General features: G+C 69.3%; 12 protein-coding genes. 11 read left to right on the forward strand and 1 reads right to left on the reverse strand.

The window, feature by feature from the left end:
* Positions 1-21: 21 nt before the first annotated feature.
* The 10 genes from ACHFIV_RS03935 to ACHFIV_RS03980 all read left to right on the forward strand — a co-directional run bounded on the left by ACHFIV_RS03935 (position 22) and on the right by ACHFIV_RS03980 (position 11,333).
* A complete protein-coding gene (locus ACHFIV_RS03935) occupies positions 22-951 on the forward strand; it encodes an ABC transporter permease (RefSeq protein WP_398963454.1) in 930 nt (309 codons plus the stop codon).
* Positions 944-1,888, forward strand: coding sequence for an ABC transporter permease (locus tag ACHFIV_RS03940; protein WP_398963456.1), 945 nt, complete (start codon positions 944-946; stop codon positions 1,886-1,888). The genes ACHFIV_RS03935 and ACHFIV_RS03940 overlap by 8 nt, the downstream gene beginning before the upstream one ends.
* 11 nt (positions 1,889-1,899) lie before the next feature.
* Complete coding sequence (locus tag ACHFIV_RS03945) at positions 1,900-2,958, forward strand: ABC transporter ATP-binding protein (RefSeq protein ID WP_398963458.1); 1,059 nt, start codon at positions 1,900-1,902, stop codon at positions 2,956-2,958.
* Entirely contained in the window at positions 2,951-4,093 is a 1,143-nt protein-coding gene (locus ACHFIV_RS03950) for an ABC transporter ATP-binding protein (RefSeq protein ID WP_398963461.1), read from the forward strand. The genes ACHFIV_RS03945 and ACHFIV_RS03950 overlap by 8 nt, the downstream gene beginning before the upstream one ends.
* Positions 4,094-4,246: 153 nt before the next feature.
* On the forward strand, positions 4,247-5,875 hold the full coding sequence (locus tag ACHFIV_RS03955; protein WP_398963464.1) for a peptide ABC transporter substrate-binding protein: 1,629 nt from the start codon (positions 4,247-4,249) through the stop codon (positions 5,873-5,875).
* Between the two features lie 89 nt (positions 5,876-5,964).
* The gene (locus ACHFIV_RS03960) at positions 5,965-6,888 is read left to right on the forward strand and encodes an ABC transporter permease (protein ID WP_398963466.1); all 924 of its coding nucleotides are present in this window, start codon (positions 5,965-5,967) and stop codon (positions 6,886-6,888) included.
* Positions 6,881-7,873 (forward strand): ABC transporter permease, encoded by a 993-nt coding sequence (locus tag ACHFIV_RS03965; RefSeq protein WP_398963468.1) that lies wholly within the window; start codon positions 6,881-6,883, stop codon positions 7,871-7,873. Before ACHFIV_RS03960 ends, ACHFIV_RS03965 begins: the two co-directional genes overlap by 8 nt.
* A 13-nt stretch (positions 7,874-7,886) precedes the next feature.
* On the forward strand, positions 7,887-8,864 hold the full coding sequence (locus tag ACHFIV_RS03970) for an ABC transporter ATP-binding protein (RefSeq protein WP_398963470.1): 978 nt from the start codon (positions 7,887-7,889) through the stop codon (positions 8,862-8,864).
* Positions 8,854-10,059 carry an ABC transporter ATP-binding protein gene (locus ACHFIV_RS03975; RefSeq protein ID WP_398963473.1) on the forward strand — a complete coding sequence of 402 codons (1,206 nt, stop codon included), beginning with the start codon at positions 8,854-8,856 and terminating at the stop codon, positions 10,057-10,059. The genes ACHFIV_RS03970 and ACHFIV_RS03975 overlap by 11 nt, the downstream gene beginning before the upstream one ends.
* Before the next feature lie 215 nt (positions 10,060-10,274).
* On the forward strand, positions 10,275-11,333 hold the full coding sequence (locus ACHFIV_RS03980) for a hypothetical protein (protein ID WP_398963475.1): 1,059 nt from the start codon (positions 10,275-10,277) through the stop codon (positions 11,331-11,333).
* Positions 11,334-11,343: 10 nt separating this feature from the next.
* Here ACHFIV_RS03980 and ACHFIV_RS03985 read toward each other — a convergent pair whose 3' ends face one another.
* Entirely contained in the window at positions 11,344-13,470 is a 2,127-nt protein-coding gene (locus tag ACHFIV_RS03985; RefSeq protein WP_398963478.1) for a S9 family peptidase, read from the reverse strand.
* A gap of 166 nt (positions 13,471-13,636) precedes the next feature.
* On the opposite strand from ACHFIV_RS03985, the gene ACHFIV_RS03990 reads away from it, so the two are divergent.
* On the forward strand, positions 13,637-13,831 hold the full coding sequence (locus ACHFIV_RS03990) for a hypothetical protein (protein ID WP_014154257.1): 195 nt from the start codon (positions 13,637-13,639) through the stop codon (positions 13,829-13,831).
* The last annotated feature ends 5 nt before the right edge of the window (positions 13,832-13,836 follow it).

A 13,836-nucleotide genomic window follows, 5' to 3' on the forward strand; every position in this document is an offset into this window, starting at 1 on the left:
TTATCCCTATCGGAGGCAAACATGGGGCGTTACGTCGCGCGGCGACTGCTCCAGATGATCCCGGTCTTCCTCGGGTCAACCTTGCTGGTCTTCTCCATGATGTACGCGCTGCCCGGTGATCCCGTGCGGGCGCTCGCCGGGGAGCAGACGGTGGACCCCACCCAGATCGCGGCAATGAAGAAGGAGCTCGGGCTCGACCTGCCGCTCTGGCATCAGTACTGGAACTACCTCGTGAACCTGTTCCAGGGTGACTTCGGAACGCAGATCGCCAGCGGCCGGCCGGTCGCGGACATCATCTCGGAAGCGTTCCCGATCACGGTCCGGCTGGCCCTGTTTGCCTTCATCTTCACGGTCGTCGTCGGTATCTCCATGGGCATCTTCGCGGGTCTGAAGGCCGACACCCTGCGCGACCGTGGCCTGCTCGTCCTGACGCTGCTGCTCATCTCGGTCCCCTCCTTCGTCCTGGGCTTCCTCGGCCAGTACTTCTTCGCCTTCCAGCTCGGCTGGGTCCAGCCCAACGTGAGTCTCGAAGCGAGCTCCGACGAGCTGATCCTGCCCGCTGTCGTCCTCGGGTCCCTGTCACTCGCCTACGTGGCACGACTGACCCGCACCTCCGTCGCGGAGAACCTGCGCTCCGACTACATGCGCACCGCCGTGGCCAAGGGGCTGCCGCGCCGTCGCATCGTCGGCGTCCACCTGATGCGCAACTCGATGATCCCCGTGGTCACCTTCCTCGGCACCGACCTCGGTGCCCTGCTCGGCGGCGCCGTCGTCACCGAGGGCATCTTCAACGTCAAGGGTGTCGGTTACAACGTCTTCGACGCGCTCCGGCACCGCGAGGGCGCCACCGTCGTCGGCATCGTGACGCTGATCGTCATCGTCTATCTCGTCGCCAGCCTGGTCGTCGACCTGCTCTATGCGGTCCTGGACCCGAGGATCCGTTATGCCTGAGACGCTCAAGGAAACCACCGCGGAGACCTCCGTGGAAGCAACGGCCGCGCCGGCCCCCGCCGCCAAGGCGGGCAAGCCCCGCAGCCTGTGGTCGGACGCCTGGCACGACCTGCGGCGCAGCCCGCTGTTCGTCGTCTCGGCCGTGCTGATCTTCTTCCTCCTGGTGATGGCGATAGCACCCGGCCTGTTCACCGGTGCCGACCCGCGCTACGCGGACCTGGCCAACCACTACCTGCAGAAGCCCAAGTGGGGGAACTTCTTCCAGGAGGACTGGTTCGGGTACGACATCCAGGGGCGCTCGATCTACGCGCGTGTCGTCTACGGCGCCCGTGCCTCGATCATGGTCGCCGTCATCGTCACCGCCCTGGTCACGATCCTGGGCACCGTGGTCGGCATGCTCGCCGGCTACTTCGGAGGCTGGATCGACACGATCCTGTCCCGGGTCACCGACATCTTCTTCGGCGTCCCCTTCATCCTCGGCGCGATGGTCGTCCTGACCTCGTTCGAGGAGCGCAAGATCTGGGTCGTCATCCTGGCGCTGGCCTTCCTCGGCTGGACCCAGATAGCCCGTGTCGCGCGCGGTTCGGTGCTGACGATCAAGCAGGCCGACTACGTGATGGCGGCCAAGGCGCTCGGCGCCTCGACCACCCGCATCCTGCTCCGGCACATCCTGCCCAACGCGATCGCCCCGGTGATCGTCGTCGCGACCATCGCGCTCGGCGGCTACATCTCGGCCGAGGCCACCCTGTCCTTCCTGGGCATCGGCCTCGCCGAACCGACCGTGTCGTGGGGTGTCGACATCTCCTCGGGCCAGGAGCAGCTGCGTAACGCCGCGTTCGTGCTGATCATCCCGTCGGTCATGGTGTCGATCACCGTCCTGGCGTTCATCATGCTCGGCGATGCGGTACGCAACGCCCTCGACCCCAAGCTGCGCTGAGGGAGGCGTACATGACCATCATCGACAAGACGGCGGATGTTCCTGCTCCGCGTGGTTCGAACGACTCGGGCGGCCCGCTGCTCGAAGTCCGGGACCTGCACGTGGAGTTCCACACCCGTGACGGCGTCGCCAAGGCCGTCAACGGAGTCAACTACAGCGTCAGCGCCGGCGAGACCCTCGCCGTCCTCGGCGAGTCCGGCTCGGGCAAGTCCGTGACCGCTCAGGCGGTCATGGGCATCCTGGACATGCCCCCGGGCCGCATCCCCAAGGGCGAGATCTTCTTCCGCGGCCAGGACATGCTCAAGATGTCCAACGAGGAGCGGCGGCAGATCCGCGGTCAGAAGATCGCCATGATCTTCCAGGACGCGCTCTCCTCCCTGAACCCGGTCCTCTCCGTGGGCTACCAGCTCGGCGAGATGTTCCGCGTGCACCAGGGCGTCTCCAAGAAGGAGGCCAAGGCCAAGGCCATCGCGCTGATGGACCGCGTGCGCATCCCGGCGGCGAAGGAGCGGGTCAACGACTACCCGCACATGTTCTCCGGTGGTATGCGCCAGCGCATCATGATCGCGATGGCGCTGGCTCTGGAGCCCGACCTGATCATCGCGGACGAGCCCACCACGGCGCTCGACGTGACCGTCCAGGCGCAGGTCATGGATCTGCTGGCCGAGCTCCAGCGCGACTTCAACATGGGTCTGATCCTGATCACGCACGACCTGGGTGTCGTCGCCGACGTCGCCGACAAGATCGCCGTGATGTACGCGGGCCGGATCGTCGAGACCGCGCCGGTCCACGAGATCTACAAGCGCCCCGCGCACCCGTACACCAAGGGCCTGCTGGAGTCGATCCCGCGCCTGGACCAGAAGGGCCAGGAGCTCTACGCGATCAAGGGCCTGCCGCCCAACCTGCTGCACGTCCCGTCGGGCTGCGCCTTCAACCCGCGCTGCACGATGGCGCAGGACATCTGCCGTACCGAGGTCCCGGCGCTTCGCCCGGTGACCGAGCAGGACGGTACCGAGCTGGTCGGCCGCGGCAGCGCCTGCCACTTCTGGAAGGAGACGATCCATGGCTGAGCTCGACAAGGACTCCGTGGACGCCACCCCGAACGTCACCGAAGTGGCGACCGTCAACGCGGCCACCGAGTCGGAGGCCGTGGCGGCCCTGGACGCGCCGGTGTCGCAGGGCGAGCCGATCCTGCAGGTCCGCAACCTGGTCAAGCACTTCCCGCTGACCCAGGGCATCCTGTTCAAGAAGCAGGTCGGCGCGGTCAAGGCCGTGGACGGGATCTCGTTCGACCTCTACCAGGGCGAGACGCTCGGCATCGTCGGCGAGTCGGGCTGTGGCAAGTCCACGGTCGCCAAGCTCCTGATGACGCTGGAGCGGGCCACCGCCGGTGAGGTCTTCTACAAGGGCCAGGACATCACCAAGCTGTCCGGCCGCGCGCTGAAGGCCGTGCGCCGCAACATCCAGATGGTGTTCCAGGACCCGTACACCTCGCTCAACCCGCGTATGACGGTCGGCGACATCATCGGGGAGACCTTCGAGATCCACCCCGAGGCGGCCCCGAAGGGTGAGCGGCGCCGCAAGGTGCAGGACCTGCTCGACGTGGTCGGTCTGAACCCGGAGTACATCAACCGGTATCCGCACCAGTTCTCCGGCGGTCAGCGCCAGCGCATCGGCATCGCCCGGGGCCTCGCGCTCAACCCGGAGATCATCATCTGCGACGAGCCGGTCTCCGCGCTCGACGTGTCGGTCCAGGCCCAGGTCATCAACCTGATGGAGAAGCTCCAGGACGAGTTCAACCTCTCCTACCTCTTCATCGCGCACGACCTGTCGATCGTCCGGCACATCTCGGACCGGGTCGGCGTCATGTACCTCGGCAAGATGGCCGAGATCGGTACGGACACGCAGATCTACGACCACCCGACGCACCCGTACACCCAGGCGCTGCTGTCGGCGGTCCCCGTACCGGACCCCGAGGCGCGTGAGGGCCGCGAGCGGATCATCCTCTCCGGTGACGTCCCGTCGCCGGCGAACCCGCCGTCGGGCTGCCGCTTCCGCACGCGGTGCTGGAAGGCGCAGGACAAGTGCGCCACCGAGGTGCCGCTGCTGGCCATCCCCGAGCGCTTCAAGGCGACGGACACGCCGGCCGCGCACGAGTCGGCGTGCCACTTCGCCGAGGAGAAGGACGTCGTCCACGCGGCGTAGCGCCCGTTCGGACCGCTGAGGACGCCCGGCCCCCGAGGGGCCGGGCGTTTCGCGTTGCCGCCCGCCCGTACGGCGGACAAGGACGTGCGACGAAGTGCCATATGGGGTGATATGAGGCATTGAGCCGCATAAGGAAACCCTAGGAGGCACTCCATGCGCGGAGCCACACAGGCCAGGTGGGCCGTATGCGCCGTCGCCGTCGCGCTGGCGGCCACGGCCTGCGGCGGCGGGGACGACGGCGGGGGCGGTGGCGCCGACGGAATCGTGAGCTCCTCCTGGGGCGACCCGCAGAACCCGCTGGAGCCGGCGAACACCAACGAGGTGCAGGGCGGCAAGGTCCTCGACATGGTCTTCCGCGGACTGGTCCGCTACGACCCGAAGACGGGCGAGGCGAAGAACGAGATCGCCCGGACGATCGACACGAAGGACTCGCAGAACTTCACCGTCACGATCAAGGACAACTGGACCTTCAGCAACGGCGAGAAGATCACGGCGAAGTCGTTCGTGGACGCCTGGAACTACGGCGCCGCCCTCAAGAACAACCAGAAGAACGCCTACTTCTTCCAGTACATCGACGGCTACGACAAGGTGCACCCGGAGTCGGGCAAGGCGACGGCGGCCACACTCTCCGGCCTCAAGGTGGTCAACGGCACGACCTTCACGGTCAGGCTGTCGCAGAAGTTCTCGCTCTGGCCCGACACCCTCGGCTACTCGGCCTTCGTGCCGCTGCCCAAGGTCTTCTACACCGACCACGACGCCTGGCTGTCCAAGCCGGTCGGCAACGGCCCCTACACCATCGACCAGTACGCCAAGGGCTCGTCGATGAACCTGCGCCGGTGGGACGGCTACCCCGGCGCGGACAAGGCGCAGAACGGCGGCATCGACCTCAAGGTCTACACGGACAACAACACCGCCTACACCGACCTGACGGCCGGCAACCTCGACCTGGTCGACGACGTGCCCGCCTCGCAGCTCAAGAACGCCGAGGCCGACCTGGGCGACCGGTACATCAACACGCCCGCCGGCATCATCCAGACGCTCGCCTTCCCGTTCTACGAGAAGGCCTGGAACACCCCGAAAGCGATCAAGGTGCGCCAGGGACTCTCCATGGCGATCAACCGTGAGCAGATCACCGACCAGATCTTCCAGAAGACCCGCACCCCGGCCTCCGACTGGACCTCGCCGGTCCTCGGCGAGGAGGGCGGCTTCAAGAAGGGCCTCTGCGGCCCGGCGTGCGAGTACGACAAGGCGGAGGCCAAGAAGCTGATCGGGGAGGGCGGCGGCATCCCCGGCGGCCAGCTCAAGATCTCGTACAACGCGGACACCGGCTCCCACAAGGAGTGGGTCGACGCGGTCTGCAACAGCATCAACAACGTCATGGGCGACAACAAGGCCTGCGTCGGCGCGCCCGTGGGCACCTTCGCCGACTTCCGCAGCCAGGTCTCCACCCAGAAGTTCACCGGAGCCTGGCGTGCGGGCTGGCAGATGGACTACCCGCTGATCCAGAACTTCCTGCAGCCGCTCTACTACACCAACGCCCCGTCCAACGACGGCAAGTGGAGCAGCCAGAAGTTCGACGACCTGGTCGACAAGGCCAACGCGGAGAGCGACAAGGCCAAGGCCGTCACCACCTTCCAGGACGCGGAGAAGGTCCTCGTCGAGCAGATGCCCGTCATCCCGCTCTGGTACCAGAACGGCAGCGCGGGCTACTCGGACAGGGTCGAGAACGTCTCCCTGAACCCCTTCAGCGTCCCGGTGTACGACCAGATCAAGGTCAAGTGACCCGCTGAAGCCGGGTGGCCGGTGCGGTACGCCGCACCGGCCACCCGGCTTTCCGGTCCTTCCGCCCGCCCCGACCCCCGGAGCCCCTCATGGGACGTTATGTGATCCGGCGGCTGCTGCAGATGATCCCCGTGTTCTTCGGCACCACGCTGTTGATCTTCCTCATGGTGAACGTGATGGGCGATCCCATCGCGGGTCTCTGCGGCGACCGCCAGTGCGACCCCGCGACCGCCGCCCAGCTGCGCACCGAGTTCGGACTCGACAAGCCGGTCTGGCAGCAATACCTGACCTACATGGGCAACATCTTCACCGGTGACTTCGGCACGGCCTTCAACGGACAGAAGGTCACGGAGCTGATGGCGACCGCCTTCCCCATCACCATCCGGCTGACCATCGTCGCGATCGTGTTCGAGATCGTCATCGGCATCAGCCTCGGCGTCGTCACCGGTCTGCGGCGAGGACGGCCCGTCGACACCGTGGTCCTGATCGTCACCCTGGTCGTCATCGCCGTGCCGACCTTCGTCACGGGACTGCTGCTCCAGCTCCTGCTGGGCGTGGAGTGGGGCATCATCAAGCCCTCCGTGTCCCCTCAGGCCCCGGTCGACGAGCTCATCGTCCCCGGGCTCGTCCTGGCGTCGGTCTCCCTGGCCTACGTCACCCGGCTCACCCGGACCTCGATCGCCGAGAACGCCCGCGCCGACTACGTCCGTACCGCCGTGGCCAAGGGCCTCCCCAGGCGCCGGGTGGTCGTGCGGCACCTGCTGCGCAACTCCCTCATCCCCGTCATCACCTTCATCGGTACGGACGTGGGGGCGCTGATGGGAGGCGCGATCGTCACCGAGCGCATCTTCAACATCCACGGAGTCGGCTACCAGCTCTACCAGGGCATCCTCCGCCAGAACTCGCAGACGGTCGTCGGCTTCGTCACCGTCCTGGTCCTCGTCTTCCTGGCGGCGAACCTGATCGTCGACCTCCTGTACGCCGTACTCGACCCGAGGATCCGCTATGCCTGAACAGCAGCCGTGGGACGACGCGACGGGCGGCGGAGCGATCTCGGGGGCCGGTGCGGGCGGTGCGATGGACCTCGCGATGGACGAGGGCACCACGCTGGAGAAGACGCCCGGCGGTCCCGAGGGCACCGGTCCCGGGGGCAAGCCGCGCAGCCTGTGGTCCGACGCCTGGCGCGACCTGCGCCGCAATCCCGTCTTCATCGTGTCCGGGCTGATCATCCTGTTCCTGGTGGTCATCTCGATCTGGCCCTCACTGATCGCCACCCAGGACCCACTGGACTGCGACCTGGCCAGGGCCCAGGAGGGCTCCCGGCCCGGGCACCCCTTCGGATTCGACGGCCAGGGCTGCGACGTCTACACCCGCACCGTCTACGGCGCGCGGACCTCCGTCACCGTCGGTGTGCTCTCCACCCTCGGGGTCTCGCTGCTCGGCGGGGTGCTGGGCGGCCTCGCCGGATTCTTCGGCGGGGTGTGGGACGCCGTGCTCTCCCGGATCACGGACGTCTTCTTCGGCATTCCGGTCGTCCTCGGCGGGCTCGTCTTCCTGTCCGTCGTCACCAGCTCCACCGTCTGGCCGGTGATCGGCTTCATCGTGCTGCTCGGCTGGCCGCAGATCGCCCGCATCGCGCGCGGCTCCGTCATCACCGCCAAGCAGAACGACTACGTGCAGGCCGCGCGGGCCCTGGGCGCCTCCAACTCGCGGATGATGCTGCGCCACATCACCCCCAACGCGATCGCCCCCGTCATCGTCGTCGCGACCATCGCCCTCGGCACGTACATCTCGCTGGAGGCGACCCTCTCGTACCTGGGCGTCGGCCTGAAACCGCCCGCCGTGTCCTGGGGCATCGACATCTCCGCCGCCTCCCAGTACGTCCGCAACGCGCCGCACATGCTGCTCTGGCCGGCCGGGGCGCTGGCCGTCACCGTGCTCGCCTTCATCATGCTCGGCGACGCGGTGCGCGACGCCCTCGACCCCAAGCTGCGCTGAGGAGTCCACCGCCATGCTGCTCGAAGTACGCGATCTGCACGTGGAGTTCCACACCCGCGACGGCGTCGCCAAGGCCGTCAACGGGGTCAACTACTCGGTGGCCGAGGGCGAGACGCTCGCCGTGCTCGGCGAGTCCGGCTCGGGCAAGTCCGTCACCGCCCAGGCGATCATGGGCATCCTCGACACCCCGCCGGGGAGGATCAGCGGGGGAGAGGTCCTCTTCCAGGGCCGCGACCTGCTGAAGCTGAAGCCGGAGGAACGCCGCAGGATCCGGGGCCAGGAGATGGCCATGATCTTCCAGGACGCGCTGTCCTCGCTGAACCCGGTGCTCAGCGTGGGGGCGCAGCTCGGCGAGATGTTCGTCGTGCACCGCGGTATGTCCCGCGGCGACGGCAAGGCCAAGGCCATCGAGCTGATGGACCGGGTGCGCATTCCGGCCGCGCGCGAACGGGTCGGCGACTTCCCGCACCAGTTCTCCGGCGGCATGCGCCAGCGCATCATGATCGCGATGGCGCTGGCCCTGGAGCCCGACCTCATCATCGCCGACGAACCCACCACCGCCCTCGACGTGACGGTCCAGGCCCAGGTGATGGAGCTGCTCGCGGAACTGCAGCGCGAACTCAGCATGGGGCTGATCCTCATCACCCACGACCTCGGTGTGGTCGCGGACGTCGCCGACAGGATCGCGGTCATGTACGCCGGCCGGATCGTCGAGACCTCGCCGGTCCACGAGATCTACGCGGCGCCCGCCCACCCGTACACCAAGGGCCTGTTGAAATCGATCCCGCGCCTGGACCAGAAGGGCCAGGAGCTGTACGCGATCAAGGGCCTGCCGCCCAACCTCCTGCACATCCCGCCCGGCTGCGCCTTCCACCCGCGCTGTCCCATGGCGCAGGCCGTGTGCCGCACGGACGTGCCCCCGCTCTACACCGTGGACGAGGAACGCAGGAGCGCCTGCCACTTCTGGAAGGAGACCCTCGATGCGCGCTGAGGGCGCGGGACGCGAGGACGGCCCGGGCGGGGGTCCCACCCTGCTGCCCGAGGCGCGGGAGACGGGCCCCACGCGGCCGTACGCCGGGGGCGATCCCATCCTGGAGGTGCGTGGACTGGTCAAGCACTACCCGCTGACCCGGGGCATCCTCTTCAAGAAGCGGATCGGCGCGGTCAAGGCCGTCGACGGGGTGGACTTCGACCTCGCCGCGGGCGAGACGCTCGGCATCGTGGGGGAGTCCGGCTGCGGCAAGTCGACCGTCGCCAGGATGCTGGTGCACCTGGAACCGCCGACCGCCGGCGTGATCCGGTACAAGGGCGAGGACGTCACCAAGCTGTCCGGCCGGGCGCTGAAGGCCGTGCGCCGCAACATCCAGATGGTGTTCCAGGACCCGTACACCTCGCTCAACCCGCGGATGACGGTCGGCGACATCATCGGGGAGCCGTACGAGATCCACCCCGAGGTGGCGCCAAGGGGGAGCCGCCGGCAGAAGGTGCAGGACCTGCTCGACGTCGTCGGTCTGAACCCGGAGTACGTCAACCGGTATCCGCACCAGTTCTCCGGCGGCCAGCGCCAGCGCATCGGGATCGCCCGGGGCCTCGCGCTCAACCCGGAGATCATCGTCGCCGACGAGCCGGTCTCCGCGCTCGACGTGTCGGTCCAGGCCCAGGTCGTCAACCTGCTGGACCGGCTGCAGAGCGCTTTCGACCTGAGCTTCCTCTTCATCGCGCACGACCTGTCGATCGTCCGGCACATCTCGGACCGGGTCGGCGTCATGTACCTGGGGCGCATCGTCGAGATGGGCACGGACGAGGAGATCTACGACCACCCCACGCACCCGTACACCCAGGCACTCCTGTCGGCCGTCCCCGTGCCCGACCCGACGGCCCGTGAGCACCGCGAGCGGATCATCCTGCACGGGGACGTCCCCTCCCCGGCGAACATCCCGTCCGGCTGCCGCTTCCGCACACGCTGCTGGAAGGCGCAGGAGCGGTGCGCGCAGGAGGTCCCGCTGCTCGCGGTACCGGCGGCCTTCCGGGACACGGCGACACCGGCCCGGCACGACTCGGCCTGCCACTTCGCCGAGGAGAAGCGGGTCGTGCCCCAGGAAGCGCTGCGGGAGCCGTCCGACGACGACCGGCCGGCGTTCCCGCCCGGCGAGGAGGGTGGACCGAACGCGCCCGGCCACGCGTGACGGAGGATGCCGAAAGGCCGTCACGGGGTTAACACAGAGGCAACTCCGCCGTCGTCACACCGATATACGAACGCCCCACTCTGGTGAGCGTACGGCCGTGCGGGTGCCGTGAACCGGCCGGGGCGTCCATCACGTCGCCCCGGCCGGTTGCCCGTCGCCGCCCGCCCCCACAGGTCCCCTTGTCCATCGGCGGACCGCGGTGGAGTATCGCAGGGGTGATACTCACACGGGGAGCCAGAGTCACCGGAGCGGTGCTGTGTGCCGTGCTCGCGGCCCTCGTCGCGGGCTGGATCGTGCGGGACCTACGGGCCGTCGGCGACCCGGGCGCACTGCTGCGCTACTGGGCCGGTCACACGGGCGGGTGGCCGAGGGAACTGCCCACCACCCTGCAGGCCGACCCGGTGCTGCTCGTCGTCCACGTCCTCGCCCTGTTCGCCGCGCTGCGCTCCCCGGTGGCCGCGTCCACCCTGGTCGTCACCGGGCTGGTCACGCTCGCCCTCCGCCTGCCGGGCGTCTGGACCATCGGCTCGTCCTGGATGGACGGGCGGTTCAGCGACGAACTGCGCACCCGCGCCCTCATCAGCACCTTCGTCACCCTCGCCGCCGCCCTCGCGCTCGTCGTCGCCGGCGCCGCCGGCCGCAGACGGCCCGAGGCCTCCCACGAGCACCGGCCGACCCGGCCCGGCCGGGGTGCCGGCGTCACGGCCTTCCTGGTACTCGGCGTTTCGGGGGCCGTCATGATCGCCTGGGAGGTCCGGCAGGCCTTCCGGCTGCCGGACCAGCTCTATCCCGACTGGTTCATCGGCGGCGAGGCGCTCACCCTCGGGCTGACCGCCGCCCCGCCGGGCTGGAGCAGCGCGGTACTCGGGACGGCGTGTCTGGTGGTGGCGTGGACCGCGCTCTTCCGCGCCGTCCACGCCCGTCCGCTCGGCATGGTCCTTGCCGGGTTCCTGCTGGTCTCCGGCGGCTGCGGGATCGCCCGGTACGTCGACAACGCGTGGCTGGAACACATCGGCGAGGCGCCGGCCGAGCAACAGCTCGTCGTGCTCACCCCGTTCCTCTTCGCCTTCGCCGGGGCGACGGCGCTGCTCGTCCTGGCACGCAGGGGATTCGAGAGCGCCGACGGACAGAACGAGGGCTACGGCGGCTACGGCTGTCCGCAGGGCGGTGCGCCCGGTTACGGCTGTCCGCAAGACGGTGCGCCGGGCTACGGCTATCCGCAAGGCGGCCACGGTTCCCCGCCGCCGCCCGCGTCCCCGCCGCCCGGCTGGTGACAGGCCGCCGCTAAGCCCGGGGGAGTCCCAGGGACCGCTTGAGGAAGTCCACCTGGAGCAGCAGCAGGTTCTCGGCCACCTGCTCCTGCGGGGTCATGTGCGTCACCCCGCTCAGCGGCAGCACCTCGTGCGGGCGTCCGGCCGCCAGCAGCGCGGACGAGAGCCGCAGCGCGTGGGCGACCACCACGTTGTCGTCGGCCAGGCCGTGGACGATCATCATCGGCCGTACGCGCTCGTCGGCTCCGGAGAGCCCCGCGTCGGTCACCAGGGAGTTGCGGGCGTACACCTCGGGCTGCTTCGCGGGGTCGCCGAGGTAGCGCTCGGTGTAGTGGGTGTCGTACAGCCGCCAGTCCGTCACCGGGGCTCCCACGACGGCCGCGTGGAAGACCTCGGGGCGGCGCAGCACCGCCAGCGCGGAGAGGTAGCCGCCGTAGGACCAGCCGCGCACGGCCACCTTCGAGAGGTCCAGAGGGAAGCGCTCCGCCAGTGCGTGCAGCGCCTCGACCTGGTCGTCGAGCGTGAGGGTGAGATCGTCCCTCACCGCCTTCTCCCAGCCGGGTGAACGGCCCGGCGCGCCCCGGCCGTCGGCGACGACCACGGCGAAACCGTGATCCGCGAACCACTGCGACGTGAGGTGCGGATTGTGGGCGGCGACCACCCTGGGTCCGTGCGGGCCGCCGTAGGGGTCCATCAGGACCGGGAGCGGACCGTCCGATTCCTCGTACCCGGTGGGAAGCAGCACGGCGCACGGAATCCGCCGTGCGCCCCCCTCCGTGAGACGCACTCTCGCGGTCAGCACCGGTTCCTGGGCGAGATTCGCCACAGCGGCGGTCCGCTTGCCGTCCCGCAGCACCCGCACCGCCGTTCCGGGGTGCTCCAGGGACGCCGAGACCAGCACCGTCACATCTCCGGCGCGCACCGCGGAGTGCACGCCGGCGCCCTCGCTGACGCGCTCCACGCCCAGCTCGTTGACCCGGTACACATGGCTCTGCCCCGTCTCCGGGTCCGCCGCGCCCTCGCCCGCGGTCGCCTGCACCAGGATGTCCGACTCCCCGATGTCCAGCACCGCCTGGACGTGCAGCCTGCTGCCGGTCAGGGGCCGGCCGCCCACCGAGAGCACCCGGACGCCGCCCTCGTCGGCGATCCGCACGAGCCGGCCGTCGGGCGCCCAGGCGGGCACCCCGGCGAAAAGATCAAGCCAGACGGGGTCCTCGTCGACGTGCACCGTGCGGGTCGAGCCGGTCTCCGTGTCGACGGCCAGATACAGCTGGCTGCGCTGGTCACGGGCCTGCACGAGAAGCAGCGGGGCGCCGTGCGAGGACCAGTGGACGCGGGCCAGATACGGAAAACGGGACCGGTCCCACACGACCTCCGTGCGTGAACCGTCCAGTCCCACCAGGGCCAGCCCCACCTCGGCGTTGGCCGTCCCCGCGGCCGGATAGCCCACCTCGGCGGGCTTGCTCCCGGGGTTGGCCGGATCGGCGATCCACCACCGCTGCACGGCGCCGTCGTCGACCCGGGCGACGAGCAGGCGGTCCGACTCCGGGGACCACCAGAAGCCGCGGTAGCGGCCCATCTCCTCCGCCGCGACGAACTCCGCGACGCCGTACGAGACGTGCGCGTCCTCCGGCTCGGCGAGCGGCCGGTCGCCGTCGCCCTCCGCCCCCACCACGCGCAGGGCGCCCCGGGTGGCGTAGGCGACGTGCCGGCCGTCGGGGGACGGGCGGGGATCGATCACGGGCCCCGGTACCGGCAGGGCGCGCGCCGTGCCCGCCCTCAACTCGGCGACGTACGCCTTGCCGGAGAGCGCGAAGGCCGCCAACTCGGCCGCGGCGTCCACCGCGTAGGCCACGATGCCCGCCGAGCCCTCCCTGGTCCGCTCGCGCCGTGCCCTCTCCTGCGGCGACAGCTTCTCCGCCGAACCGCCCAGCAGGACATCGGGGTCGGCGGCGGTCCGCTCCTCGCCCGTACCGGTGTCCAGCACCAGGAGCCGGTTCGTCCGGTCGGTGCCGGAGGACGAGCGGAGGAAGAGCACCCGCGTCCCATCCGGTGAGACGGTGAAGGCCCGGGGTGCGCCGAGAGTGAACCGCTGGGTCCGGGCGTGCTGGCGGGGAAAGGACAGCTTCTGCGAGGTCATGGCCCCGAACCTAGCCCGCGAGGGCCGGTCCGTGCGCCCCTCGTGCTGCTGTGCCCCGATCAATGCGTCGGCACGGATAGTTATGATCCGTAGCGCTCGGTGGGTATGAACCTGCTGGCTCCATGTGTGCTGCCCGTCCCGACCGTACTGATGGAGGTGAACCGCCGTGGCACTCTCGATTTCGGCGGTGGTGCTGCTGGCGATCGTCGTCTTCCTGCTGATCCGGAAATCCGGACTGAAGGGCGGACACGCGGTGGTCTGCATGCTGCTCGGGTTCTACCTCGCGAGCTCGTCGATCGCACCGACCATCTCGGAGGTGACGTCGAACGTCGCAGGCATGATCGGGGGCATCAAGTTCTGACGGGC

The organism is Streptomyces sp. ALB3 (assembly GCF_044385685.1).
In the GTDB taxonomy this organism is placed as follows: Bacteria; Actinomycetota; Actinomycetes; order Streptomycetales; family Streptomycetaceae; genus Streptomyces.